Source organism: Streptomyces soli (assembly GCF_003999195.1).
Lineage (GTDB): Bacteria > Actinomycetota > Actinomycetes > Streptomycetales > Streptomycetaceae > Actinacidiphila > Actinacidiphila soli.
The window spans coordinates 1-23,834 of the sequence record NZ_RJVR01000202.1; the positions used below are offsets into that span (position 1 = coordinate 1).

General features: G+C 69.8%; 22 protein-coding genes and 4 pseudogenes. 10 read left to right on the forward strand and 16 right to left on the reverse strand.

All coding sequences use genetic code 11. The features are described 5' to 3' along the window. Positions 1–77 precede the first annotated feature (77 nt). The 3 genes and pseudogenes from EFK10_RS19155 to EFK10_RS19165 all read right to left on the reverse strand — a co-directional run. A pseudogene (locus EFK10_RS19155) lies at positions 78–1,253 on the reverse strand (DEAD/DEAH box helicase family protein); the annotation flags it as partial. A 277-nt stretch (positions 1,254–1,530) separates the two neighbouring features. Then, a complete protein-coding gene (locus tag EFK10_RS19160; RefSeq protein ID WP_127356912.1) occupies positions 1,531–2,055 on the reverse strand; it encodes a heme peroxidase in 525 nt (174 codons plus the stop codon). Between the two features lie 542 nt (positions 2,056–2,597). Then, entirely contained in the window at positions 2,598–4,367 is a 1,770-nt protein-coding gene (locus EFK10_RS19165; protein WP_240677316.1) for an L-lactate permease, read from the reverse strand. Between the two features lie 258 nt (positions 4,368–4,625). Here EFK10_RS19165 and EFK10_RS19170 point away from each other — a divergent pair, with 258 nt between their 5' ends. Next, positions 4,626–5,792 (forward strand): pyridoxal-phosphate-dependent aminotransferase family protein, encoded by a 1,167-nt coding sequence (locus tag EFK10_RS19170; protein WP_127356914.1) that lies wholly within the window; start codon positions 4,626–4,628, stop codon positions 5,790–5,792. A gap of 290 nt (positions 5,793–6,082) precedes the next feature. On the opposite strand, the gene EFK10_RS50430 is transcribed toward EFK10_RS19170, so the two are convergent. From EFK10_RS50430 to EFK10_RS19185, 3 genes are all read right to left on the reverse strand, one after another. Continuing rightward, on the reverse strand, positions 6,083–6,229 hold the full coding sequence (locus EFK10_RS50430) for a transposase (protein ID WP_240677317.1): 147 nt from the start codon (positions 6,227–6,229) through the stop codon (positions 6,083–6,085). Between the two features lie 440 nt (positions 6,230–6,669). Next, the gene (locus EFK10_RS19180) at positions 6,670–7,098 is read right to left on the reverse strand and encodes an SRPBCC family protein (RefSeq protein WP_127356915.1); all 429 of its coding nucleotides are present in this window, start codon (positions 7,096–7,098) and stop codon (positions 6,670–6,672) included. Next, on the reverse strand, positions 7,095–7,451 hold the full coding sequence (locus tag EFK10_RS19185; RefSeq protein WP_127356916.1) for an ArsR/SmtB family transcription factor: 357 nt from the start codon (positions 7,449–7,451) through the stop codon (positions 7,095–7,097). The genes EFK10_RS19180 and EFK10_RS19185 overlap by 4 nt, the downstream gene beginning before the upstream one ends. A 68-nt stretch (positions 7,452–7,519) precedes the next feature. Here EFK10_RS19185 and EFK10_RS52685 point away from each other — a divergent pair, with 68 nt between their 5' ends. The 3 genes from EFK10_RS52685 to EFK10_RS19195 are packed head-to-tail and all read left to right on the forward strand — an operon-like array spanning position 7,520 to position 9,698. Further along, positions 7,520–7,777: a hypothetical protein gene (locus EFK10_RS52685; protein WP_322973359.1), complete on the forward strand. Its 258-nt coding sequence runs from the start codon at positions 7,520–7,522 to the stop codon at positions 7,775–7,777. Continuing rightward, complete coding sequence (locus EFK10_RS19190) at positions 7,759–8,958, forward strand: MFS transporter (RefSeq protein ID WP_322973360.1); 1,200 nt, start codon at positions 7,759–7,761, stop codon at positions 8,956–8,958. The genes EFK10_RS52685 and EFK10_RS19190 overlap by 19 nt, the downstream gene beginning before the upstream one ends. Before the next feature lie 5 nt (positions 8,959–8,963). Continuing rightward, entirely contained in the window at positions 8,964–9,698 is a 735-nt protein-coding gene (locus tag EFK10_RS19195) for an SDR family oxidoreductase (RefSeq protein ID WP_127356928.1), read from the forward strand. A gap of 318 nt (positions 9,699–10,016) precedes the next feature. Here the strand turns inward: EFK10_RS19195 and EFK10_RS19200 are convergent, their stop codons facing one another. Further along, a complete protein-coding gene (locus tag EFK10_RS19200) occupies positions 10,017–10,520 on the reverse strand; it encodes an MFS transporter (RefSeq protein WP_127356917.1) in 504 nt (167 codons plus the stop codon). Here EFK10_RS19200 and EFK10_RS50435 point away from each other — a divergent pair. Next, complete coding sequence (locus EFK10_RS50435; RefSeq protein WP_240677318.1) at positions 10,413–10,871, forward strand: alcohol dehydrogenase catalytic domain-containing protein; 459 nt, start codon at positions 10,413–10,415, stop codon at positions 10,869–10,871. The genes EFK10_RS19200 and EFK10_RS50435 overlap by 108 nt on opposite strands. Before the next feature lie 212 nt (positions 10,872–11,083). Here the strand turns inward: EFK10_RS50435 and EFK10_RS53310 are convergent, their stop codons facing one another. Continuing rightward, positions 11,084–11,299: a Tn3 family transposase gene (locus EFK10_RS53310; protein ID WP_127356929.1), complete on the reverse strand. Its 216-nt coding sequence runs from the start codon at positions 11,297–11,299 to the stop codon at positions 11,084–11,086. Between the two features lie 105 nt (positions 11,300–11,404). On the opposite strand from EFK10_RS53310, the gene EFK10_RS19215 reads away from it, so the two are divergent. Both EFK10_RS19215 and EFK10_RS19220 read left to right on the forward strand, forming a co-directional pair. Beyond that, positions 11,405–11,872 carry a MarR family winged helix-turn-helix transcriptional regulator gene (locus EFK10_RS19215; protein ID WP_127356918.1) on the forward strand — a complete coding sequence of 156 codons (468 nt, stop codon included), beginning with the start codon at positions 11,405–11,407 and terminating at the stop codon, positions 11,870–11,872. A 2-nt stretch (positions 11,873–11,874) separates the two neighbouring features. Next, positions 11,875–12,318 (forward strand): hypothetical protein, encoded by a 444-nt coding sequence (locus tag EFK10_RS19220; protein ID WP_127356919.1) that lies wholly within the window; start codon positions 11,875–11,877, stop codon positions 12,316–12,318. A 19-nt stretch (positions 12,319–12,337) separates the two neighbouring features. Here EFK10_RS19220 and EFK10_RS19225 read toward each other — a convergent pair whose 3' ends face one another. Next, positions 12,338–12,703 carry a DUF6262 family protein gene (locus EFK10_RS19225; RefSeq protein WP_127356920.1) on the reverse strand — a complete coding sequence of 122 codons (366 nt, stop codon included), beginning with the start codon at positions 12,701–12,703 and terminating at the stop codon, positions 12,338–12,340. A gap of 65 nt (positions 12,704–12,768) precedes the next feature. Here EFK10_RS19225 and EFK10_RS19230 point away from each other — a divergent pair. Further along, positions 12,769–13,478, forward strand: a pseudogene (locus EFK10_RS19230) (IS6 family transposase). A 398-nt stretch (positions 13,479–13,876) separates the two neighbouring features. Here the strand turns inward: EFK10_RS19230 and EFK10_RS19235 are convergent. Continuing rightward, entirely contained in the window at positions 13,877–14,245 is a 369-nt protein-coding gene (locus tag EFK10_RS19235; RefSeq protein ID WP_127356921.1) for a DUF6479 family protein, read from the reverse strand. A 712-nt stretch (positions 14,246–14,957) separates the two neighbouring features. Continuing rightward, a complete protein-coding gene (locus EFK10_RS19245) occupies positions 14,958–16,505 on the reverse strand; it encodes a hypothetical protein (protein WP_164836057.1) in 1,548 nt (515 codons plus the stop codon). 414 nt (positions 16,506–16,919) lie between these two features. On the opposite strand from EFK10_RS19245, the pseudogene EFK10_RS19255 reads away from it, so the two are divergent. Next, positions 16,920–17,060, forward strand: a pseudogene (locus EFK10_RS19255) (cupin domain-containing protein); the annotation flags it as partial. A gap of 796 nt (positions 17,061–17,856) precedes the next feature. After that, a complete protein-coding gene (locus tag EFK10_RS52125) occupies positions 17,857–17,979 on the forward strand; it encodes a hypothetical protein (RefSeq protein ID WP_265737527.1) in 123 nt (40 codons plus the stop codon). Positions 17,980–18,252: 273 nt separating this feature from the next. Here EFK10_RS52125 and EFK10_RS19260 read toward each other — a convergent pair whose 3' ends face one another. The 5 genes and pseudogenes from EFK10_RS19260 to EFK10_RS53315 all read right to left on the reverse strand — a co-directional run. Next, positions 18,253–19,683 carry a SulP family inorganic anion transporter gene (locus EFK10_RS19260; RefSeq protein WP_127356925.1) on the reverse strand — a complete coding sequence of 477 codons (1,431 nt, stop codon included), beginning with the start codon at positions 19,681–19,683 and terminating at the stop codon, positions 18,253–18,255. Positions 19,684–19,775: 92 nt separating this feature from the next. After that, positions 19,776–20,363 carry a carbonic anhydrase gene (locus tag EFK10_RS19265; RefSeq protein ID WP_127356926.1) on the reverse strand — a complete coding sequence of 196 codons (588 nt, stop codon included), beginning with the start codon at positions 20,361–20,363 and terminating at the stop codon, positions 19,776–19,778. Between the two features lie 90 nt (positions 20,364–20,453). Then, positions 20,454–20,825: a hypothetical protein gene (locus EFK10_RS19270; protein WP_127356927.1), complete on the reverse strand. Its 372-nt coding sequence runs from the start codon at positions 20,823–20,825 to the stop codon at positions 20,454–20,456. 1,467 nt (positions 20,826–22,292) lie between these two features. Further along, a pseudogene (locus EFK10_RS19275) lies at positions 22,293–23,015 on the reverse strand (HAD-IC family P-type ATPase); the annotation flags it as partial. A gap of 581 nt (positions 23,016–23,596) precedes the next feature. Next, the coding region (locus tag EFK10_RS53315) for a hypothetical protein (protein ID WP_206305508.1) at positions 23,597–23,834 on the reverse strand (238 nt) is incomplete at its 5' end.

A 23,834-nucleotide genomic window follows, 5' to 3' on the forward strand; every position in this document is an offset into this window, starting at 1 on the left:
TGGACCAGTGCGTGGCGCCCTTGGGCGTCGTCTCCAAGGTCCGCACGATCACGTCCTCGACCTGCTCGTCGGTCACCGTGCGCGCGGGGCCGGGACGCGTCGATGCCGCCTGCGAACTGGTGGAGTACCTCGCGGCGCTCGCTGACGAGGTGGTCGCCGCGGAGCCATTGTGCCCATACCCGGTCCGGCGGGACGTGGCGGTGGGGTTCGAGTTCGTAGAACTCGGCGTCGATCGAGGATGCCGGCAGTTCGGCCGCGTCTTCCAGGGCCTGGTCCGTGACTTCGGCTGCGTACAGGTCGGCGGCCGTCTCCGGGAGCCTGGCTGCGAAGGCGGCGGCTTCTTCGACGCGGTGGTGGAAGGTCATGACGGTGTGGAGGTTGTGGGCGGCGGCGTGTTCCAGGAGCGCGGTTTGCAGGAGGGCGAGGCGTCGGCCCCGCAGTGCCTCTTCCCAGAGTCCTAGGAACAGGTCGGGGTCCTGGATCTCCAGGACGTCGATCTCGAAGCCCGCCAAAATTCCGCGCTCGATGCTCTCTGACAGCCCGAGTTCGTAGATCCATTCTCCGTAGGTGCCGTCCGCGTCGCTGGTCATGGAGGCGATTTCCAGCTCTTGGCCGTGCTTGCCGCGGGGCGGTCGGGGTGTGGCGAGGATACGGGGGGTGGCGGTGAGGTAGAGCCGGAAAGCCGCCGGGATGCGGTTCTGGTCGTGGATGGCGGCCCAGGGCCGGCCGAGGTCGCCGGCGGTTGTGTGGGCTTCGTCAATGACAGCGAGGTCGAAGGGGTCCATTCGCTGCCCGCACAGGCGCTCGCCGCCGGCCAGGGCGGCTTCCAGGGGCCCGCGGACGCGTCCCTGCCCTGTGGGGTCCTCGGGGTCGTCCCGGTCGACCAGCGATGCGTACGTGGCGAACACGATGACCGGCCCGCTGCCGGCCCACAGCGCCAGCTGGATCGGGTTCGTGGTCGTGCGCACGCCCAACTGCTCCAGGACGGCGTCGTTGTCCAGTGAGCACACCGCGACCATGGGGAAGCGGTGGCCGATGGTGCGCCAGGCTTGGGCGGTCTGTACGAGCAGGTCGAGGGTGGGGACCATGACCAGGATCCGGCCGTCCCGGAACAGGTTCAGCGCGGCCGCGGCGGCTGTGTAGGTCTTCCCTGATCCGGTTGCGGACACCATCGTGGCCCGGGCCCCGTGTTCCGGTACAAGGTCGTTGGAAGGGAATCCGACCCACTGACGGATACGCGCATTCGCGTCCACCTGGTAGAGCGGTAGTCACCGATGGGTAACGTGCCGGAGACGGTCCGTCCCCTGAGTGCGGGGAGCGCGCTGACGTCGGCGCCCAGCAGCGCCTGCAGGCAGCGCGCCGAGCTGTCGCGTCCATGTGTCAACTATCCCGGAAGGCCACAGCGACCAGTGCTGTGAGTCCTTCGTGCAGCCACTTGTCGTAGCGGCGTGAGAGTGTGAGCGTACGGTGTGTCACCGGTGATGGAGGAGGGTCTGGAGTGGTGGAGCAAGCGGCGAGGACGTTGTGGGGTTAACCCGGATGCACCGGATCTTGGCCGGTGTGGTGGTGACGGGGGCGGTGGTGACACGCGGTTGCGGCCAGAGCTCCGCGTTCGGTGTCCTGGGCCGTGCGGAACTGCTCGGCCGTGTCGATGCCAAGGTCGCGCAGAGCTGTCGCCGCCTGCTGGACCGCTGCGCCCTTGAGTGCGGCGCCGGGCTGGGTGGAGACCCGGTGGCGTGTCCCGATGCGGTCAATGAACCCCTCGGCCCCGCCGAGCGATGCGTATGAGCGGAGGAGGTCGGTCACCGTGTCGTGTGCTGCGTCGTCGCCGGTCATCCTTCGGTACGCGGTGTACCGCGCGACGACGCCTTCGGTGGTGGTGTAGCGGATACCGACGGACCAGATGGCGTCGATGACCGCGAGCGCGAGACTGCCCGGGTAGCCGGGAAAAGCGGACCAAGCGGTGGGTGGTGGCAGCTTGTCAGTGCAGGCGGCCATGACTTTGTCCAGGCCGGCGTCGTTGCCTGCCGGGTCTTGCGTGACTGGATCGTTCATCGGCAGCACTCCTGGGCCAGCGTCGAAGGGACACGTTATCGAGGGCTGTGGAGTGTGGGGCGGTCCTTCCAGCCTCTGCGGGCGGAGTGGCTGGCTTGGGCTGACGCTCGCTCAGGGCCGAGTGTGGTGGTGGATCCAGGTGTACGTCCAGCAGTCCGAAACGTCGGACGAGAAGGAGGTTCGATATAATTCGGGCGACAAGTTTAGGGCAGCCTCGTCGGTCAATAGGTGACTCTCGGCTCGTCGCGCTACGGCAGGTGAGGCGCCCGGGTCGGCAGAGTCTCAATGGCGGAGTCGCCGAGGTGCCTCGGGGAGCGACGACGCGCACGCTTTCCAAGTCTGTTGGCGGGCTGCTGGGTGTCGTCCAGGCCCGTTCACCTGCATACACGCCGGGTCGGTGCGAATGGCGCACTGGCCCCCGCGTACTGCCCTGGACGGCCTCGAACGGCAGGCTGCGCAGCCGGTCACCATGCTGCTCAGGCGCGACGGCCGCTTTTCTGTCCACTGGTAGTCCTCGGCCTGGGCGCCGACGGGACGTCACCTCACGGCACCATCCAGGACAGCACCGAGGTGGACTGCAGCCAGGCGAACACGCAGAACACAGCCAGCAGGACCAGGCTCCAAGGGAGGACTTTGCGCAGGATGTCGCCCTCGCGGCCGGACATCCCCACCGCGCTGGTGCCGATGGCCAGGTTCTGCATGGCTGCCGCCTTGCCCTGCACCCCGCCGGTGCTGTTGGTCGCGGACATCAGCAGCGGGGAGATCCCCACGCGGTGGGCGGCGGCGACCTGCATGGCTCCGAACAGTGTGTTGGAGGAGGTGTCGGAGCCGGTCAGGGCGACACCGAACCAGCCGAGGAATCCGGACAGCAGCGCGAAGGCGCTGCCGAGGCCGGCCAGCCAGGTTCCGAGCGAGATGGCCATGCCGGACAGGTTCATCACGTACGACAGTGCGAGCACGCAACTGATGGTCACGATCGCCCAGCGGATCTGGAGGAACGCCTGCGCGTAACATCGCAGCGCCCGCCCGGCGGGGACCCGCAGGATGAGCGCGGTCAGCACGCCGGTGAACAGCAGCATCGTACCCGGCGCGCTGAGCCATCCGAAGTCGAAGGTGCCGATACTGAGTGGCTTGCCCTGACCAGTGACCACGTGCAGCCCCGGCCAGGCGAAGGAGATGTCCTGAGCGCTTAGGAACCGCTGGGTCGGTCCAGGGACAGAAGCCAGCCCGAACAGCACGGTGAGCAGAGCGTACGGGGCGAATGCCTTCAGGACCTCAGAACGGGAGTCGCGCTCGACCGGGGCGGCTGTCGCGGTGACCGGGTCGTGGTCCGCTTTCCCGCTCCGCCGGCCGCCCGACGAATCGTTCGAGGGGCCGCCCGCACCGACCGGCTGCTTGTGAGCCGCGGTGACGGGCAGCGACCGCGGCGCGTCGGCCAGGAACGCGAGCGGGGCGTCCCCGGCCAGGGTTACTGCCGCGGCCGGGCGCAGGTGTATGCCGTCGAGGTTGAGGTGGCGTCCCGGCGACCAGAACCGCAGCAGCGCGATGACTGTGGCGGTGGCAATGACGCCCCCCGCGAGGTCGCTGAGTTGGTAGGCGAAGAAGTTCGAGCACAGGTACTGGCCGACGCCGAACCCCACGCCGGCGGCCAGCGCGGCCGGCCATGTCTCCCGCAGTCCCCGGCGGCCGTCGAGCATCAGCAGGAGGGCGAACGGCACCAGGAACCCAATTACCGCCGACTGGCGGCCGACCGTGGAGGCGAGGTCGGCCTGGGGGTACGCGGTGACCTTGGCCAGCGCCTGGATGGGATTGCCGACCGAGCCGAAGGCCGCCGGTGCGGTGTTGGCGAAGGTGGCGACCGCGGCCGCCTTGAGCGGCTTGAATCCCAGGCTGATCAGCATGATGGAGGTGATGGCGATCGGGGTTCCGAACCCGGACAGCGACTCGATCATGGAGCCGAAACAGTAGGCGATGAGGAGGGCTTGGACCCTGCGGTCGCTCGACAGGGACGAGAAAGCCCGCCCGACGATGTCGAAGTGCCCCGAGGAGCGCTGCAGTTTGTTCACCCATACCGCGTTGAGGATGATCCACACAATGGGGAACACACCGAACGCCGCCCCCTCGGCCGCGCCGCTGACAGCCTGGCCGAGCGGCATTCGGTAGACCGCGACGGCGAGCAGGACGGCAGCGACCAGGCCGACGACGCCGGCCACGTGCGACTTCATGCGAACGACGCCGAGCAGAACCAGCAGGAGAAGGAGCGGCAGGGCCGCAGCGAGTGCTGTGAGGGCGGGGGAACCCAGCGGATCCACGACTTGGCGGTACACGGATGAGCCTCGATTCCTTCGGTCGGCGGTGATTGTGGAGCCTCGGGGTCTATGGGTGGCGCGCTTCGTCAAGTCGTCCGGGTACGCGGTGGGCGCCCGGGGCCCCATAGGGGCGATCTCGTATGACGAAACAGGGATTCCATGTTGCGGAAGCTAGTGCCTAGTATGTCCTAATACTTCATGCATCAGTATAAAAATTCTGTTGTATGGATAAATCTGGCGGTAGGCCATGAAAGGAGCATCATGTCACAGGCGAGCGGTCGGCACTTCCTGCAGATCCCCGGTCCGACAAACGTGCCTGACCAGGTACTTCGCGCCATATCGAGTCCCACGATCGATCACCGTGGCCCGGACTTCGCCGAGCTCACCCACCAACTGCTGGATGCGATCAAGCCGGTGTTCGGCACCGCCGGGCCGGTCATGATCTATCCCTCATCCGGCACAGGGGCCTGGGAAGCCGCCCTGGTGAACACCCTGAGCCCCGGTGACCGAGTGCTGTGCTTCGAGACGGGACAATTCGCGACACTGTGGCAGGAGATGGCACGCAGCCTCGGACTGCAGGTCGACTTCGTGCCGGGCGACGGGCGGCACGGTGTCGATCCCGGGCTGGTCGCGGAGAAGCTTGCAGCCGATACCGCCCGGTCAATCAAAGCGGTGTGCGTGGTCCACAACGAGACGTCGACCGGCGTGACCAGCCGCCTTCCGGAGATCAGGCAGGCGATCGACACCACGGGGCACTCCGCGCTGCTGCTCGTCGACGCCATCTCCTCGCTCGGCTCGGCCGACTACCGGCACGACGAGTGGGGCGTGGACGTAACGGTGGCCGGGTCGCAGAAGGGGCTGATGCTGCCGCCCGGGCTCGGCTTCAACGCCATCAGTGACAAGGCGCTGGAGGCGTCCCGCACCGCGGGCCTGCCCAGGTCCTACTGGGACTGGAAGCCGATCATCGAGGCGAACCAGCGCGGTTCCTTCCCCTATACCCCGGCCACCAACCTGCTCTACGGGCTGCGGGAAGCGCTGCGGATGCTCGACGCCGAGGGCCTGCCGGCGGTCTTCGCCCGCCACGCTCGCCACGCCAGGGCCGCCCGGGCCGCAGTGCGCGGCTGGGGCCTGGAGGTGATGTGCCTAGACGAGCGTGAGCACTCCGGCTCGGTTACCGCCGTGCTGGTGCCCCAGGACCAGGACGCCGACAAGATCCGGCAGATCATCCTGGAGCGGTTCGACATGTCCCTGGGCGCCGGTCTCGGCAAGTTCACCGGCCGCATCTTCCGGATCGGCCACCTCGGCCACTTCAACGACCTGACCCTGGCGGGCACCCTCGCCGGCGTCCAGATGGGACTCCAGTTGGCCGGCCTGGACATCGACCCGGGCGGCGTCGACGCCGCGCTGGATGTACTGCGGTCCGAGTGAGGACCGGCGAGCGTACGAACCGCCTGCTTGCGAAGGGAAGAGAGGCGCCCGCGTCCGAAGCGCGTCTCACCGTGAAGGCGCCTCAGTTGGCCTGTACGAATGCGCCGAACGTCCGCGCGGGGCGTCCGGTGACGGTGCGGATGGTCAACATCGGCACGCAATACAGCGTCCCAGCGTGCGGCGGTGCTTGCCCTTCAGCACGCAGGTGGCCTTCACGACCTTGCGCACGGTCTCGAATACCCGGTCGGGGGGGTGGAACGGGCCAGGTGGCGGGGAAGGAGGGTCAGAAGCTACGGGTCGAAGGCCATGTCGTGCAGGCCCAGCCCGCAAGCGGCCTTCCACCGCAGGTCGCCCCGTAGTTCCTGGACCGTCTCGAAGTCCGACAGGCTTTGCAGGGCCTGCAGCGTGATCGCCGCCGCGAGGATCTGCGGCGGCATGCTCGGCCGCCCGTTCGCCGACGCGCTGTTCGGTGGGGTTTGTGCTCGCGGTGCTGGGGGCCGGCCGGGGGGACGGAGGCGGCGGGGCGTCCGGTGGAGCTCGGCCCGCATCCTGGCCTCGCTCCACTCGGCGTACCGCTGGTGCGCCGTGGGTCCCGAAGGGCGGGTTGCCCCGTGGCGGCACGTCGCCAGGGGCAACCCGGGCGGGCCACGGGCCAGTCCGCCGCGTCGTACCCGTCCGTCATGGCGAGCTGGTCGATGCGGTCGCCGAGCGGAGCCCCACCCGCCGTCCAGGCGAACCAGACACGAACGCTGTCGTCCGGCCGGAGCCGCTTCTTGGGTGCGCGGAGCCGGCCCGGCATCCGCCCGGGTGTGGGGCCAGATCGCTTCCACGCCCTCGCTCAGGTCCGCCTCACCCTGAGGATTGCTCCGGGTGGCTCTCAGCGGAGGTCGGCGAGGTAGCGGTCGAGTTTGTCGGTGATGTCGGCCCAGGCGGTGGCGGCACCGTTCCGGATGCCGCGGCTGGGGAGTCGCTCGTGGGTGATGGTCATCTCGGTGGCGTCGCCGTCGGGATGGAGGGTGACGGTGACCTGGGTGGCCTGGCCGTCGGTGCTGCCCGCGGTCCAGGTGAAGACGAGGCGGTGGGGCGGTTCGACGACCAGGTATTCGCCGGTGACCTCGTCCGCCCCGGCTTCGAAGATCTTAACGATCCGGTAGCGCCCGCCGACCACCGGGTCGCAGACGGCCTCGGCGACGATCCCGGGGTCGGGACAGAGCCACTGCTGAAGTCGGTCCGCGTTGGTCCAGGCGTCGTAGACGGCTTGCGGTGAGGCCTTGAGGGTGCGGGTGACCCGGACGACGTCGCTCATGCCTGCCCCTCGGCCGCGGGGTTCTCCGGATAGGTCTCGAGGTGTGCGGCCAGGGCGTCGGCGCGGCGTTCCCAGAAGCCCGTGTACTCGGCGATCCACCGCTCCGCCTCGGTGAGCCGCGCCGGCTCGGCTCGCAGGAAATGGTCCCGCCCGCGGATCTCCCGCTGGACCAGGCCCGCGCGTTCGAGTACCGCGATGTGCTTGGACACCGCGTTCAGCGACATCGGCAGCGGCCGGGCGATGTCGGTGACGCGGGCCTCGGCGCGCCGGAGCCGCTGAAGGATGTCGCGCCGGGTCGGGTCGGCGAGTGCCGCATACGTCAGGTCGAGGACCGAGGGCGAACGTTCAACCATGTTGCTAAATATTAGTCGATCGCGTACGTTCCACCAAGTGGTTGAATGTTTTTCTTGGAGGTGCCCACATGGCAACCGAAGTGATCGAGAGGTCTTCCCGTCGGGGGTGGACACTGGTACTGGCCTCGTTGGGGGTGTTCCTCACCTCCCTCGACGTGGTGGTCGTCGCGACCGCCCTGCCGGCACTGCGGTCCGACCTCGGCGCGAGCCTGTCGGATCTCGAATGGACGATCAACGCCTACAACCTGGCACTGGCCTGCCTCATCCTCACCGGGTCCGCGCTGGGGACCGGTTCGGCCGCCGCCGCATGTACGTCATCGGGCTGAGCGTCTTCACCGCGGCATCGGCGGCCGCAGCCCTGTCGTCCAGCGCCGAGGCGCTCATCGTGGCGCGCGTGGTCCAAGGCGCCGGCGCCGCCACGGTGCTGCCCCTGACCCTGACGTTGATCAGCGACGCCTTCCCCGCCGGCAAGCGCGGCGCGGCGATCGGGATGTGGGGCGGTCTCTCGGGTCTCGGGGTGGCGGCCGGCCCGCTCCTGGGCGGCGCGATCATCGAGGGCATCTCCTGGCAGTGGATCTTCTGGATCAACGTGCCCGTCGGGCTGGTCCTCATCCCGCTGTCCGCACTCCGGCTCCGGGAGAGCCGCGGGCCGCGGCCCCAGCTGGACCTCGCGGGGCTCGGCCTGATCGCCGCCGGGCTGTTCGCCCTGACCTGGGCCCCGGTGCGGGCCCCGGTGACCGGCTGGGGGAGCGTCGAAGTCGTCGCCTGGCTCATTGCCGGCGCGCTGTTCACGGCCGCCTTCGTGGCCTGGGAGCGGCGGGCGCCGCACCCGATGCTGCCACTGTCCTACTTCCGCCGACGCGGGTTCTCCACCGCCAACGGCGTGGTCTTCTGCCAATTCCTGTCGCTGCTCGGCGCGCTGTTCCTGATCACCCAGCTGTTCCAGACCGGACTGGGCGACTCCCCCCTGGAGGCGGGCCTGCGCATCCTGCCCTGGACCGGTATGCCGATGCTGGTGGCGCCGATCGCCGGTGTACTCGCCGACCGGTTCGGTAACCGCCCCTTCATGGTCCTCGGGCTGACCCTCCAGGCGGCCGGTCTCGCCTGGGTCGCGGCCGTCACCGAGCCGGGCGCGGCGTACGGAGACCTGGTCGGTGGCCTGATCGTCGCCGGGATCGGCATCGCGATGTGCTTCCCCACGGTCGCGGGCGCCGTGGTCGCCTCGGTACCGGCGGCCGACACGGGTGTGGCCGCGGGCGCCAACAACGCGCTCCGTGAGGTCGGCGGCGTCTTCGGCATCGCCATCGTTGCCGCAGTGTTCGCCGGCAACGGAAGCTACGCCTCGCCATCCTCGTTCATCGACGGTTTCAAACCGGCCCTGTACGTCTCGGCGGCACTGGCCGCCGCAGGCATTGTCGCCGGGCTCCTCGCACCGGGTCGTCCGCGTACGGAAGCCGCCACCACGATCGCCGCCCCGGACCTGGTGGCGGCCAGGGAGCCGAAGTGATCGACATGAACCACACCGCACTGGTGACCGGTGCCAGCCGCGGCTTCGGCCGCGCCATCGCCACCGCGCTCGCCACCGCCGGCGCGCACGTCGTCGGAGTCGCCCGCGACCACGCCCAACTGGAGAAGGTCGAAGCCGAACTCGGCGACTCCTTCACCCCCATCGTCGCCGACGCGGCCGAACCCGCCACCGCCGAACGGCTCCTGGCCCAGCACCGGCCCCGCATCCTGGTACTCAACGCGGGAGCGGCCCCGCTCTCGGTACCTCTCCAGCAGCACACCTGGGAGACCTTCAGCCGAAACTGGCAGGTCGACGTCCGGCAGGCGTTCCACTGGACGCGCCAGGCCCTGTCGCTCCCCCTCGCCCCCGGCAGCACGGTGGTCACACTGTCCAGCGGCGCGGCACTTCGCGGCTCCCCACTCAGCGGCGGTTATGCCGGGGCCAAGGCCACCATCAGATTCCTGGCCTCGTATGCCGCCGACGAGTCCGAGCGCGGCGGGCTCGGCATACGCTTCGTCTCCCTGCTCCCCCAACTGACCCCGGCCACAGAACTGGGACTCGGCGGAGCCGCCGCCTACGCCGCCCGGGACGGCGTGGACCTCGAGACCTTCCTGGCCCGACGAGGCCCGGCACTCACCCCCGACCAAGTCGGCGCATCCGTCCTCCAGTTGATCACCACCACCGACCACGACCACGCCGCCTACCTTCTGGGGCCCACCGGCCTCACCCCGGTCGAATGACGCCCCCCGCCCCAGCGGCTTGACCGCAGGCTTGGCAGAGGTGGCCCCGCCCGCCGTCGCGGGCGGGGCCACCTTCTGTCAGGCGGTCTGTCCGCCACCCGTCCCGAAACCGGTCGATTCTTGAGCGAGCCCAGGCACCGCTTGATGCTTCGCCGTGATTTCGTGTGAGCTGCGTCAGACCAGCGGTCCGCGCTCGGGTGTTGGATCCGTATCGGCGCGCTGTGCCGTACCACTGAGGCTCAGAGGCGGGCGCTTGAACCGGAGTCTCGGGAGGATGGCGGCGGGGATGAAGCTGATGAGCGTGAAGGTCAGCATCCATCAGAAGGTGTTGCCGTAGCCGCTCGCGACGTGCCCGGTTCCGGGCGACGTCGACGTATTCGGGAGCTGGGCAGCCAGGATGACGGCGATCACGGCGGTGCCGAACGACGCGCCGAGCCGTTGGACGACGCTGATCATGCCGGTCGCTCTGGCGATGGCTGTCGCCGAGATGTCGCGGTATGCCCCGGCGGTGATGGCCACCCCGACGAATCCGAGGCCGAGACCTCGTACGAGCAATGAGACGCTGAGCAGGATGTCATCCGGTGCGGCGGAGAGCTGGGTGAAGAGCACGGTTCCGAGAGCGGTGACGGCCGTGCCCCACAGCACCAGTGGGCGCGATCCGTAGCGGTCGGCCAGCACGCCGGCGAACGTGATCGCCAGCAGGGTTCCCAGTCCTTGTGGTGCGAGCAGCCATCCGATAGTGCCGGCGTCGTAGCCGCGGGTGCGGGCGTAGTCGATGTCAAGCAGCGCGGCGGATACTTCTCCGCCATCACGCAGGCCCAGTTCCCCCTGCGCCTGGGCAACGAGTACGCGGGCGTCGTCGACCAGCTCGGGGACGGGGTCGAAGGCATCGCGGTCGGCGACGAGGTGCTCGGCTCGGCCACCGGCCAGTGCTACGCGGACTGGGTCGTCATCGAGGCCGCGGACGCCGCCGCGAAACCGGCGTCGATGGGCTGGGACGTCGCCGGGGGAGTCGCGACCGTCGGCCAGACCGCGTACACCGCGCTAACACAGCTCGGCAGTGTGAAGGACGGCGACACGCTGCTCGTGCACGCTGCCGCGGGCGGGGTCGGCACAATGGCGGTACAGATCGCCAGGCTGTGGGGCCGCCACCGTCATCGGCACGGCGAGTGAGCGCAACCACGACTACCTGCGCTCCCTCGGCGCGATCCCGGTTACCTACGGACCCGGACTCGTTGAACGTGTGCGCAAGATCGCACCGCAAGGGGTCGACGCCGCGCTCGACGCGATCGGCGGAACGCTTCAATGTCCTGCGCCGATGACAGCAACCCCCGCAATGGCGGCGCCCGCATCGGAAGCCGATGCGGGCGCCATTGCACAAAGCTCTACTCTTCCCCGGCGTTCGCGTCACGCAGCGGCCGTAGGGCCCCGTCACCGTGCGAGCGGACGATCGGATATCTCCCGTGGAAATTGATGTGCTCATGCACTAGGGGGGAGAGGCGGGAGGGGATCTCCGGGGAGATCGTGAGCCCGGCGGCCTCCAACTCCCGTACCGCGGCGTCGATATCGAGGGTGTTCCAGAGCGTATCCGGGGCAATCAGATGAAAGAGCGCCGTTTGTGCAGGTGGATCGGTTGCGGTCGCGTCTGCAAGAGCGTCGTTCGAAAATAGTAGCTATGTACTCAATACCTATGTACTGTATCTGCCATGAGTGCAGCATCCGCGGGTTCGACGCCCGGCTTCCTGGTTTGGCGCCTGTCGATGAAGTGGCGGGTAGCCGTCGACCGGGCCGTCGGGCCGCTGGGCCTGACCCATGCGCAGTACTCACTGCTGGGGTCGCTGCTCGACATGGAGCGGTCCGGGCTGCGGCCCAGCCAGCGCCAACTCGCCGACCACACCGGCCTCGAACCGCTCTACGTCTCGAAGCTGGCCCGCGCCCTGGAGGCGGCCGGTCTCATCGAGCGCGTCCGGGACCCGGCCGACACGCGAGCGGTCCAGCTGTCGCTCACCGCCCACGGACGCGAGGCCACCCGCCGCGCGATCGCGGTCGTCCATAAGCTCCTCGACCAGCTCCTGGAGCCCTTGGGCGGCCTGGACGGCCAGCGAACCGAGGCGTTCTCCCGCGAACTCGCAGCCCTTCTCGACGCACCACCCGATTCCCCGACCAAGGAGTAGCCATGTCCACCACCCCGACTGTCAACGGCCAGGTCATCGGCCAGGCCCACTACGCCACCCGGGCTGTCCTGGAGCTCCTGCTGGCCCGTACCGGCACCACGTTCCATCAGTCGGTGGCGCTCAACGCCACCGCCGACAGCGGTGCTGCCATCTACCGCGACCAGCTGATCGCGCGGATGACCGACACCTTGAAGATCGACGATTCGACGGCGCTGGCGGCGATCGCCGAGCTGACCGGCTCGGAACTGATGGAGACCGTGCCCGGTGACGAGTCCGGTCTCCGGCTCACGGATACGGGCCAGGCGCTGAACCGCGAAATCCGCACCGCCATCAGCGAGATCACCGCTCGGCTGTACTGCGACTTCTCCGCCGACGACCTGGCCACCGCGGGCCGCCTACTGACCGTCATCACAGCCCGGGCCAACGCCGAGCTGGCCGGCGTTTAGAGAGCCGGAATCGCGCTGGTCAGGAGGCCCTCAGTTCGACGGTGTGCCGGGGGCCCAGGCGTCGTCGCAGTTCGAGGTTCTCGCTCTGGGCGGCTTCGAGCGCTTTCCGCAAGGCGTGGACCTCGTCGCGGTGACGTTGCTTGAGGTCGGCGAGCTGGGCCGTGAGGGTGCGCACGACACTGCTGGGCGAGCCGTCGGGCGATTCCGCGACCGGCCGGGGCGGGTGGTTTTGCTGCTGGGACCGGGGTTGTTCGACGCGCCGGCGGATCTCGGTGCACCGGTAGAGGAAGTCGAGAGAGACATCGGCGGTCTGGGCGAGGCCGCGGGAGGTGATGGGCTTTCCGTGCCGAATCATCTCTCGCAGGCCCTTCTCGGGCACTGTCACATTGGCTGACAGGGTGGGACGATCTTCGGGTTGATCGTGGTGGAGGGGGATCGTCCGTGGAGGGCATGTCGCTGTCGTACAGGGGTCACCGGTACCCGGTCGAGGTGATCTCTCACTGCGTGTGGCTGTACTTCCGCTTCCCTCTGTCGTTCCGCGAGGTGGAGGAGCTGATGCTCCAGCGCGGCGTGATCGTCTCGTATGAGACGGTGCGGCGGTGGTGTCTGAAGTTCGGGCAGGCCTACGCCGACGGACTGCGCCGCCGCGGCCCCGGCCCGGCGACACATGGCATCTGGACGAGGTCTTCATCAAGGTCAACGGAGAGCTGAAGTACCTGTGGCGGGCTGTCGACCAGGACGGCAACGTACTCGAATTCCTCGTGCAGAGCCGCCGGGACAAGGCCGCGGCCAGGCGCTTCTTCCGCAGGCTGATGAAGAAGACCCGGGCGGTGCCGCGAGTGATCGTCACCGACAAGCTCCGCTCCTACGGCGCCGCTTACCGCGAGGTCACGCCCTCCGTGGAGCACCGCTCCCACAAGGGACTGAACAACCGGGCCGAGAACAGCCACCAGCCCACCGGGCAGCGTGAACGCGCGATGAAGGGCTTCCGCTCCGTCGGCGCGGCCCAGCGGTTCCTGTCCGCGTTCAGCGGCATCTCACCCCACTTCCGCCCCCACCGCCACCTGATGACCGCCACCCAACACCGCGCCGAAATGACCACTGGCTTCGCCATCTGGGACCCGATCACCGGCGTCACCAGCCAGCCCACCGCAGCCTGAGCACAGGCCGGCCCCCCGGGCCCTGTCACGCCATCAGACACCCACACACCCAACAACGTGACAACGCCGAGGCAACATCTGCGCCGGACGAATGCCGGTGGCGCGGCATCGCTGAACGGCATGGACATGGTTGCCGTGACCCTGCCCGCGACAGCGACCTGGTTCCATGTGGTGGCTTTCCCCTTTCGCCGTCCTCGTCGTGGCGGCCCTGGGCATGGCTGTACTTCACTCGCTGAACACGGCTGGAACCACGGCCGCCGTTGGGCGCCCACTATCCAGGCGCTGCGCAAGGTGGGGTCTCTGCGGCCCCGGGCCCGCATGATCGGCCCGGCGACGACGCTTGTCCTGCAGGGCCACCGCCTCGGCCTCGCGTGAGGTACCTCGATGGGTTTCGCGTCCTACGTTGGCCGCGAGTGCGAACCCCAGTTGCCGAAGCCCTTCATCGAGTGCGGCAGCCGCCGCGAGCCGTCCGGCATCGGCTCCCACTCATCGACCTCGCGGTCCTCGGTCAGCGAGTGCCGCTCCCCGTCCTGGTGCCCCGGACCATGGTCAGCCGGAATTTCCCGCCCTTGCTCATCCAGCTTCTGCCACGCCCCGGCGCGGGGCTGCGGCCTCTGCTCCGGAGGCGGCTCCTTGGACCGGGCCCACAGACCCAGCGATACGGCGCCGATCAGAATCCCGACGAGGAAAATTCCCACCACCAGTGGCGCTATCCCCACTAGGTAATCGTGCGGGACGGCCAGGTGGACCTGTTCCATTGCACTCATGTCCTATTTGTACCCCCAGGCAGGCCCGGCCAACATATCCCTGGCGGGCCAGGCCGTGCCCTCGGCCGCGCGGATTCGGGGTCGATGACGGCGGCCTGGGCGGCGAGGGCGAGCAGCCGGTCGCCGAAGTCGGGAGCGTCAGGGAGATGGACGTCGAGCCCGGCCGCCCGGACCCGCCCGGACCCGCCCGAAGAGCCTTGGCGGCGAGTGCCAGCGCGGGCTGGCCGAGCGGGACCTCTTCGGTGACGGAGCCGCGCCTGCTCCCGGGGTTCCACAGATGGTCGCGGGCAAGGTAGAAGCAGCGCTGCCACTCCACGGGCCGGCTCGGGGACCGGGACGGGTGGAGTTCCGCCAGCGCCTCCATACCCTGCTGCGACAGCGCTCGGCCGGCGACTTCCACGGGTAGGTCCTCCGTGCGCCGCTGCTCGATCTGACGGGCCTTCCTGGCGGCCTGGCGGCCGTTCTTCACCCCCATACCCCCTGCCGAGCCGTTCCAGGTCGCCTCGACCGGCGGGGCATCGCTCCCCGGGCTCCCAGCCCGTCACCTTGTCCACGGCGGTGCCCGAGATGTCGAGGATCATCAGGACCGTAGCGGCCGTGTGGCGGGCGTCGTGCAACCGGCCGTCGCCGGCCGTTGGGGAAGACACCGGATGGTGGGGTAGGGCCATGGGCGGTGCGACCGCGGCAGGTTGGGTCGGCCGGTAGGCGCCGGTCAGGGCTGTCCGGAGTCGCTGTAGCGGCTGCCGTTGGCGTTGTTCCAGATCTGCCGGTTGCTCATCTCCGAGATGTAGTCGACGTGTGCCTGCAGCGGCCAGGTGATGTTCTTCCAGTCACCGATGACGTACGTCATGTTGTAGGGCCCCTCAGCGGGTGTTTTAAGGTAAGTGGGTGCCACCTGCTTGAAGTAGGCGTCGACCGCTGGGGGGAGCTTGTCCGCGCGGTCGGTCAGGATCAGCGGGGAGTGGAAGCCGAGGTGGGACAGCGGCGCCGAGGCCACCGCGCCCTGCCAGTCGTCCCGCCTGACGAGTGTGAAGCCGTGTCCCGGCCCCCTGATGCCCCAGCCCATCTCGCCAGCCGGGTCCCACATCTTGGCGAACGCAAGAGCGCTGCTCGTCACGGTGTTCTTCGGCCGGGTGTTGAACGCGACGGCGTCGTCGTTGTCGATGCGCGACACGGAACCGTACGCGGTCAGCTTCTTGGCCACCTGCGGGGAAATCTGCTCAGGTCCGCCCATCAGGTAGATCTGAGCGTGGCCCTGGCGGCGCTGGAGCGCGGCGACGGTCTCGTCAGGGATGCTGTCCTTGTGGACCCACTGCAGTGCGGCGGGCATGTGGGAGGAGAAGTGGGTGGCGGGCAGGGCGTACTGCCAGTCCTTCCCGTCCATGGGCCCGATCATCACGACCATCATCCCGTTGCCCGTACTGCTGGCGCTGGTGCCCATCTGCGGGACGCCGGTGTCCGGGTTCTGGATGCCGCCGAACACCTTGTCGACGGCGTTGGCGAGCCCGGGGATGCTCGGCGCGGTGACGCTCTGGAAGGTCATGCCGATGGCCTTCAGCTGCGCCCGGACACCGCGATTCGCCGCTGCGCCCACCAGGAACGCGTCGATGTTGCGGTTGCGGACGATGCCTGTGTCACCCAGCCGCTTGAGCTCGTTGAGGGTGACCTGGGGGATGCCGGTCTTGGTGACGTAGAGGATGGGCGCGTCGTCCGGGAAGTGGATGAGCGGGATGGCGGTGATGGCGGTCAGCGGGTCGTCGGGGGTCACCAAGGTCACGCCCCACGGCCGGTCGGGGACGTTGTCGGTCTCCCCGGGGGCGTTCGCCGGGATCGCGGCAGGCCACACGTGCTGGGTGACCGACACCGCCTTCTGAAAGGCGTCGGTGCCGTAGAGCCGCTGCGTGGTCTTGGTGCCGATGGTGGGCACCAGCGTCGGCGCCTCGGGCGGGGCGGGGACCTGGAAGTCGCCGTTCCCGGTGGGCGGGCCGAAGGGGAAGAGGTTCTTGTCGGCTCCGCGGGCTGCGGGCGTGGCTGGTCCACCGCCCGTCGCTCCGGGGGATGCGGGCGGCGGTCCACCGCCCGCAGCCGCGCCGTGGCCGACGGACCGGGCGGTGTCGCTGTCGGCGAGGCCCAAAGCAGCCGCGGACACCAGTGCGGTGGCTACTGCGATGGCGCCACCAGCCAGCGCCGCCCTCTTCCGTATCCGCATCCGTATCCGCTCGGGGCGTATTCGGCTCGACCGCGCACCGTTTGTCTGCATAGGAACAGTTCTCCCTCTCGCTGCAGGGGCTTGGCTGGCTCCGGTGGCTCACCGGCAGTGCGGCGGCGCTGTTCCCGTGAGACCCCCGCCCGGCCGAACAAACCGCGCGAGGGGCTGGCACCACATCCTCGCTGCGCACTCCGGCTCTTCGATGAGCAGCGCACCGCACCTCTGCCAGTCCCAGCATCGGCGGACCACTGCCCCCCGTCGCTCCCAAGCGGGCATAGGAGTGAGACGGGGTCAGTGTCCGCTGGAGTGGTGTATCGACGGCCACTCGGTGATCCATTTCAGGCTATGCGGTGAGTTCTGTGGGGATGGCTGGGTCGGTGTTCTCGGCGGTCCGGATGTCGTTGCGCGCGGCCTGCCTCGGTGAGGTGGTGGCGGGCCGGCCCACCATGCGGCCGGTGAGTACGGCTGTGCGTGCTGTCCGGACGGCTGTGGCTGGCGCTCGGCGAACACGACCTCGTCCTCGCCGCCGGGGAAGTCGCCGAGTTCGACACCCGCACCCCTCACGGAGTCGCCAACGCCGGACTCGGCGGACCAGCCGAATACGTTTTCGCTGGGGATGACGAACCGGGCGGTGAGCTGTCCGGTGTCCAGCTGGTGGCCGGGGCGGTAGCCGGCCATGCGGCGGTCGGTGCGGGCGAGGCGCTCCCACAGGGCGACGGGGCCGTGATCAACGAGGCCGGCGGCGAGGGCTTGGGGGGAGTGGAAGGGCCTCCCTCACCGCCCGCTTCGTGCCTGGCGACGCCGTGCGTGCCGCGAGCTATGCGTTCCTGTCGGCCTGGCTGGGCCCTGCGGGCATCCACGCCACCGCCGCTCACCCGCACCGCCACGGCCACCTGCAACTCCTGCCAGACTGGCACCACAACACCGTGGCGATGGCCGTCCTGAGCGCCGTTGCTGGCTTAGCGCTCGCTTACGCCTTCCACAACGCGTGCGCGCTGCCCACCCGCCTGGCCCACGCCGCCGCCGAACGCGTCCACGTGTGGGTCGCGCGCCTGCTGAACGCCATCGGGCTGCGCATGCCCCGACCAGCCGACCACATCCCAACCCCGGGATCTTCGCGCGGCGTTCCCACCCGCACTGAAGGCTCCGGCGACGCTTCTGCACCACGTCCATCGCTGCGGTCCATAGGCAGCCCGCACTGCCGCGACCACCCAACCTCCGCGTTGCCCAGTCGCGGCGCCACCGTTACCGACGCCTTCGGAGTGTCCGCTGTGCCTTCGCACCTTCTACCGGTGTGCTGGGCAGGCTCGGCCTGCCCAGCCTCCCTCACCCACCTCGACTCGACCGCATCCGCCCACCCGTCCCTGTCGTTCCTTCCGAGCCCGGCGCCCACGATGGTGGCGTGTCGGCCGCTCTGTCCTCCGCCTCCACGATCGCCCTCCTCGCCGTCGTTGCCATGCTGGCCTTTCTGCTCGCCGAACACGTATGGCGGAATCGGCGCCGCGGGCCACCGGCGAACGAGTAGCCAGCCTCGCCGGGCCCATGACGGGGTGCGCCGGCTCCGGCGGTTTCAGGTCCGCCTCGGCGGTCCCGCCTTGCAACCGTGCGGTCGTGTCGCTCGAAGCCGGGCGCCGCTGGGGCGCCCTCCCTCTTCAACGAGCCGTGATGGCGCAGCGGTAATCGCCGCGGACGCGCTGGGTAGTGGGTCGCCTCCCGGCGAACCTCAAACTCTCATGTCCGGCCGCAGGACGAGGGGTACGCCGGGGCGATCCCGGCGTACCCCTGGTCCGGCAGGGTCTCAGTCGGCGTGGATGAGCCGTACTGGTTGGGTGTTGTGCCGCTCCGCCCACGCGGTCAGCGCGGTGCCGCAGGCGTGGTCCAGGTGGCGCAGCCCGAGCAGGTCCACTTCGATGGGTCGGTCTATTGGCAGGGCCTCCAGGGTGTCGAGCATTTTCGGCAGACGCAGGAAGGTGGCGTTGCCGGTGAGCGTGACGCGGACCGGGCCGTGGCCGCGGTCGAAGACCTCCACCTGGATGTGCGAGGTCTCCCAGGCCGTCTTGACGACCGCGAGACCGAGGCCGATCAGGACGCCCTCGAACATGTTGACAGCCACGATCGCCGACGCGGTGGCCGCCAGGATGACCGCCTCGCCCCGGCGCTCGTGCCACAGCGAGACCAGCCTCTTGACGGGGAGCAGCTTGAAACCGGCATGGACCAGGACTCCCGCGAGTGCCGCGACGGGGATGACGCCGAGCACGGCGGGCAGCAGCGCGGCGAACAGCAGCAGCCACACGCCGTGCAGCACCCGGGATGTCTTGGTCTTGGCGCCGGCCTGGACGTTCGCGGCGCTGCGTACGATGACCGCGGTCATGGGCAGCGCCCCCAGCAGCCCGCACAGCGTGTTGCCGGCGCCCTGGGCCATGAGCTCCTTGTCGTAGTCGGTCCGGGGGCCGTCGTGCAGCCGGTCCACCGCCGCAGCGCTGAACAGGCTCTCCGCCGAGGCGATCAGCACGAACGCGAGCACGGTGCCGAGAACCCCGGCCTCCACGAGCCGCCCGACCTCGGCCGGTCCCGGGGGCTGGATCGCCCCGAGCAGACCCTTCACCTGGACCTTGGCCACTGGCATCCCGGACAGCGCTGTGACGGTAGTAGCCAGGGCGACAGCGACCAACGCGCCCGGCACCATCCGTGCCCTGGTCGGCATCCGGGCCCACAGCACCATCACCGCGATGCTGCCTACACCGATGGCGAACGCGGACAACGCCGCAGCCGAGGAGGCGAGTTCGGCGGCGAGGCCAGGTAGACCGGAGACCTTGCCGAGCCCGCTCGCCGGGGCCTTGACACCGGCCATGGTGTACAGCTGCCCGCCGATGATGACCAGCCCGATCCCGGCGAGCATCCCCTCCACCACGGCGACCGAGATGGCCCGGAACCAGCGCCCCAGCTTCATGGCGCCGAGTGCGAGTTGTGTCAGCCCGGCGGTCAGGACGATGACACCGAGGACGGCGAGGCCGTAGGCATCCACGGCCTCGTAGACCAGGACGGTCAGGCCGGCGGCCGGTCCACTGACCTGGAGGCTGCTACCGGGCAACGAGCCGGCGACCAAGCCGCCGACGATGCCGGTGATCAGGCCGAGTTCGGCCGGCACACCGGAGGCGACGGCCACGCCCACGCACAGCGGCAGGGCGACGAGGAAGACCACGACGGAGGCGGGCACGTCACGGCGCATGACGTCCCTGATGGCGGCCGTGGGCCTTGTCCGGTCCGGAGCCGTCGGGTGGGCTGCGCGGCGGGTCGGCCCGGTGGGCCGGGGGCGGGCGCTCACAGCGGGAGGAAGGAGTCGGGGCGCTGCTGGTGAGCCAGCACCCGGCCGGTGGGCAGGTCGTAGAACCAGCCGTGCAGCCGCACGTCGTCGGGCCCGGTCCGGTCGCGGATACAGGGGTATTCACGCAGCCGGTCCATCTGGGTCAGGACGTGCCGTTGGACGGCCTCGGCCAGGTCCGGGTCGCCGCGATCGGGAAGCCCGGGCTGGACGGCTTGGCGCAGCCAGTCGCGGACGGCCGGGGCGTGGCCCAGCGGGGCGCCGTCGATACGGGCACGGACGGCGCCACAGTACGAGTGGCCGACGACGATGTCACGGACGCCAAGGACCTGGACCGCGTATTCGATGGTCGCGGCCTCGCCGCTCGGCCTGACGGCGCGATACCGGGGTACGGCCTGCCCTGCAGTGCGCAACTCGAACAGTTCTCCAGGCCGGGCGCCGGTGATCAGCGAGGGGACGACGCGCGAGTCGGAACACGTGATGAACAGGGCCTGCGGCCGCTGCCCGTCCGCCAGGCGGGTGAACTCCTCAGGGCGCTCGGCGGCGTGTTGGTGGAAGGAACGGGCGTGGCGAATCAATGCCTGCATGGTGCGTACCTCCAGTGCCCCGGGCGCAGGCGTGCACCCGGGGGCACGGATCGTCACGGAGTAATCGGGAACGTGGAGGAGCGGGCCGACTCAGCAGCGCAGGATCGTAGGGGTGCCCGGGGAACACGCGGGAGCGGCCATGTCAGGGATGGTCGCGGGCGCGGCAACGGGTGGAAGCTGGGCAGCGACGCCGGCTGCTGCGACGACGTCGGGGCGGGGGTCCTTGCGCGGCGGATGGTCGTCGTGGTCGGGAAGGAAGAGGTGCGAGGAGCCCCACACAGCGCCGTTCTCGCCGTCGCCGTCGGCAGCCACCGCCAGGAAGGCGGGCGCTGATTCCCGCACCAGCCCGGTACCCGCGGTATGCGGCACCAAGAGCAGGTGGGCGAGCACCAGCAGTACCAGGGCGAGGACCGGCGCGAGGCGCGTCCGCGCGATGGCCCATTGCGGCAGCGGCACCGTCATCCTCCTCCCTCAAGGCACAGCAACAGACGGCGATCTCGTCCTGCGTACGCGGGGGCGCCTGTGGATGGTTCCCGCAGCGGCTGCGGTGACTGAATCTCACCGCAGCCGCGACCGGAACCTGTCAGTCCTCTTCTGTCGGGCCCTGCGAGGCCGAGGGGACCTGTTCCGGTTCTGCCGGCCTGTCCTGCCGACCCGTCGCGCAGGGCGCCGGGGCGTTGTGGGATCGGGGCAGAGGGCGGGGCTGGGCGCGAAGGTAGGCGCCGAGGGCAGCGACGGGGTCGATGGGCATGAGGGAACACTCCTGCGGCACGAAGGGGTGAGGTGAGCGGGGCGTGACCGCGCCGGCGAGGTGAGGCCGGTCGCGGGGCGCGGCTCAGCAGCGCAGGATGCTGTGGGTGACCGGGTTCGCTGGACCCGCGCACGGGGCAAGGAACGTCGCGTTCGCCCGGAGCGGTGCGAGGGAGATGGTCTCGAGTACCGGAACCACCGGTTGGGGGTGCGAAGGCTTGCGGGGCGGGTGACCCGGATGCCCGACCTCGTACGAACCCCCAGACGCCGGACGGAAGGCGTCAACCTCCGACAGCCCCGACGGCTCTGTGGGCGCCACCGACGCAGGGGTCACAAGCCCGAGGGCGTGCACGTGCCGCGTCTCGGCCCCGACGCTGTCGTGGGACCCCGCGCCCAGATGTAGCAAGACGGACAGCGCCAAGGCCATGCCCACGACCGCCGCATATCGCGGCCGGGAACCCCGGAACCACCACACCGTCATGCACTCACTGTATGCAACCAATCACCAATAGTGCTCGCCGAAGCTGTGCAGCCACGGATGCGTGCGACCTGTTAGGCCTGCCGGTCGGCGCGGGTTGCTCTACACCTTCACCGTCAACCAGCCCGGCATCGTGGAACACGCCCTCCGGCGCTTCGGGCCCCACGCCACCTGCCTCGGGAGCCGGCGGCGACAGCACCGCGAGCAGCTGACCAGACCACCACTGCACACCCATGGATTGACCATGCTGAGTGTTTCTGCGACATCCCGTTCTCGAACAGCTGCGGCCAGGTGGCGAGTCGCTCTGAATAACCGCCCACCCGCCCGTGTCGGGCGATGGTGGGAGGTGATCAGTCGTCGAGCTCGTGCCGGACGCGGCGCGAGGGGGTGAAGGCGTAAAGGTCGAGGATGTCGGGCGGGTCGCCCAGTCCCGGGCCGCCGTTCTTCACCCAAGTGGTGATGTCGGTGGCGGCGTCGGGGTCGTTGACGGCGCCTAGCCAGACAGGTGGGCCGCCGGCCTGGCGTCCTTCGGCGGAGGGCTGGATGACGATGACGTTGGCGCGTTCGCAGGCGTCCAGGCAGTCGGTACGTCGCACCATCGCCACCCCGGCCAGTACGGTGCGCATGTCGGTGAGCTGGGGTGCCGCAGCAGCAGCCGCGGCAGACGGTGACGGTGGGCCGGGCCGCCCCCGGGGCGGCCCGGCGTCGCGCAGCAGGCGCAGGCCGTTGAGGCCGACGATGACGGTGGAGCCTTCGTGGCCCAGCACGCCCAGTGGCAGGGGCAGGTTGCCGGCCAGGTCCCAGATGACCAGGCCGGTGATGAACACTGCGGCGATGACCAGGTTCTGGACCACCAGGCGGCGGGCCGCACGGGACAGGGCCACAATCTTGGGGACGGTGGCGAGTTCGTCGCGGACGATGACGGCGTCGGTGGTTTCCAGGGCGAGGTCGGAGCCGGCGCGGCCCATGGCGATGCCGGTGTGGGCGGCGGCTAGGGCGGGGGCGTCGTTGACGCCGTCGCCGATGACCAGCACCTTGCGCCCTGCCTTCTCCTGCTCCTGGACGGCGGTGACCTTGTCCTGGGGCAGCAGTCCGGCGCGAACGTCGCTGATGCCGACCTCTTCGGCGAGGCGGGTGGCGGCGCGCGGGTTGTCGCCGGTCAGCAGCATCGGCGTGGTGCCGGTCAGGGTGGTGAGGGAGGCGACGGTGGTGGCGGCGTCGGGGCGCAGGCGGTCGGCGATGCCGAGCACGCCGACCGGGGTGCCGTCGCGCTGGACGAGGACGGCGGTGCGGCCGCTGTTCTCCAGCTCACCCGCCACCACGGCGGCGCGGGCCGAGGCTGCGTCGTCGGCGCCATGCAGCAGGCGGGCCGGGGCGCCGACCGCGATCGTGTGGCCGTCGACGGTGGAGGTGACTCCGGTGCCTGTGGGCGCCTTCGGCGTCGCTGCCGCGATGCGCTTCGCTCGCCCTGGATGGTCCGAGTCGGATCAGCAGGTGTCGGTGTACGTCGTGACGCGCTCGGCGGTGGGGTTGAGCAGTGCGAAGCTGACGGCCTGGCGGGTGGCGTGGGCGGTGAAGTTGGGCATGGTGGGGGTCCTGCTGTTGGTGGCCTGGCGGGCGGGCCGGCGGGGCGCTGCTACTCCTGGCCGGCCGTCCCGGGCTGGGATGGGCCCGTGTGCGGGCCGTGGTGGGGTTCGGGTTGCTGGGTCTCGGTGTCGCCCTCCTGGGCCGCGCAGGAGGGCGACAGGGTGCTCGAGTGCGCAGGGAGCCGTCGCCTTGCTGCTCGCGCTCGGCGTTGTCGGCGGTGCGGATGTTGTTGCGGACGGTGCGGCCTGCCTGGGTGAGGAGTGGCGGGCAACGGCTGGGGCTGGTGGCGCTGCGCTCGGTGCGGGCCTCGGCCAGGCCGAGCCGGACCAGCGCGGCGAGGGTGTTGGGGCGGGCCTCGACCGGTGCGCCGGTCGTGGTGGTGATCGCGAGTGGCTGGGCTCGGGGTTCTCCTGGGCGGTCAGCGCTCGGCGCGGTGGACGGTCAGGGCGAGCATCCGGACGCGTTCGGGCCAGGTGAGCCGGTACAGGGAGGGGTACTCCTGGGGCTGGCCGTCGACGGTGACCGTCCAGGGGTCCGCGCTCGAACTGGCCTGGGCGTGTGCAACGTGAAGCTGTACAACCGCCAGCTGCGCGACCTGATCATCGCCGGTCGGGCCAAGCCGAGCTTCGTCGTCTCGCACGAACTGCCGCTGGATC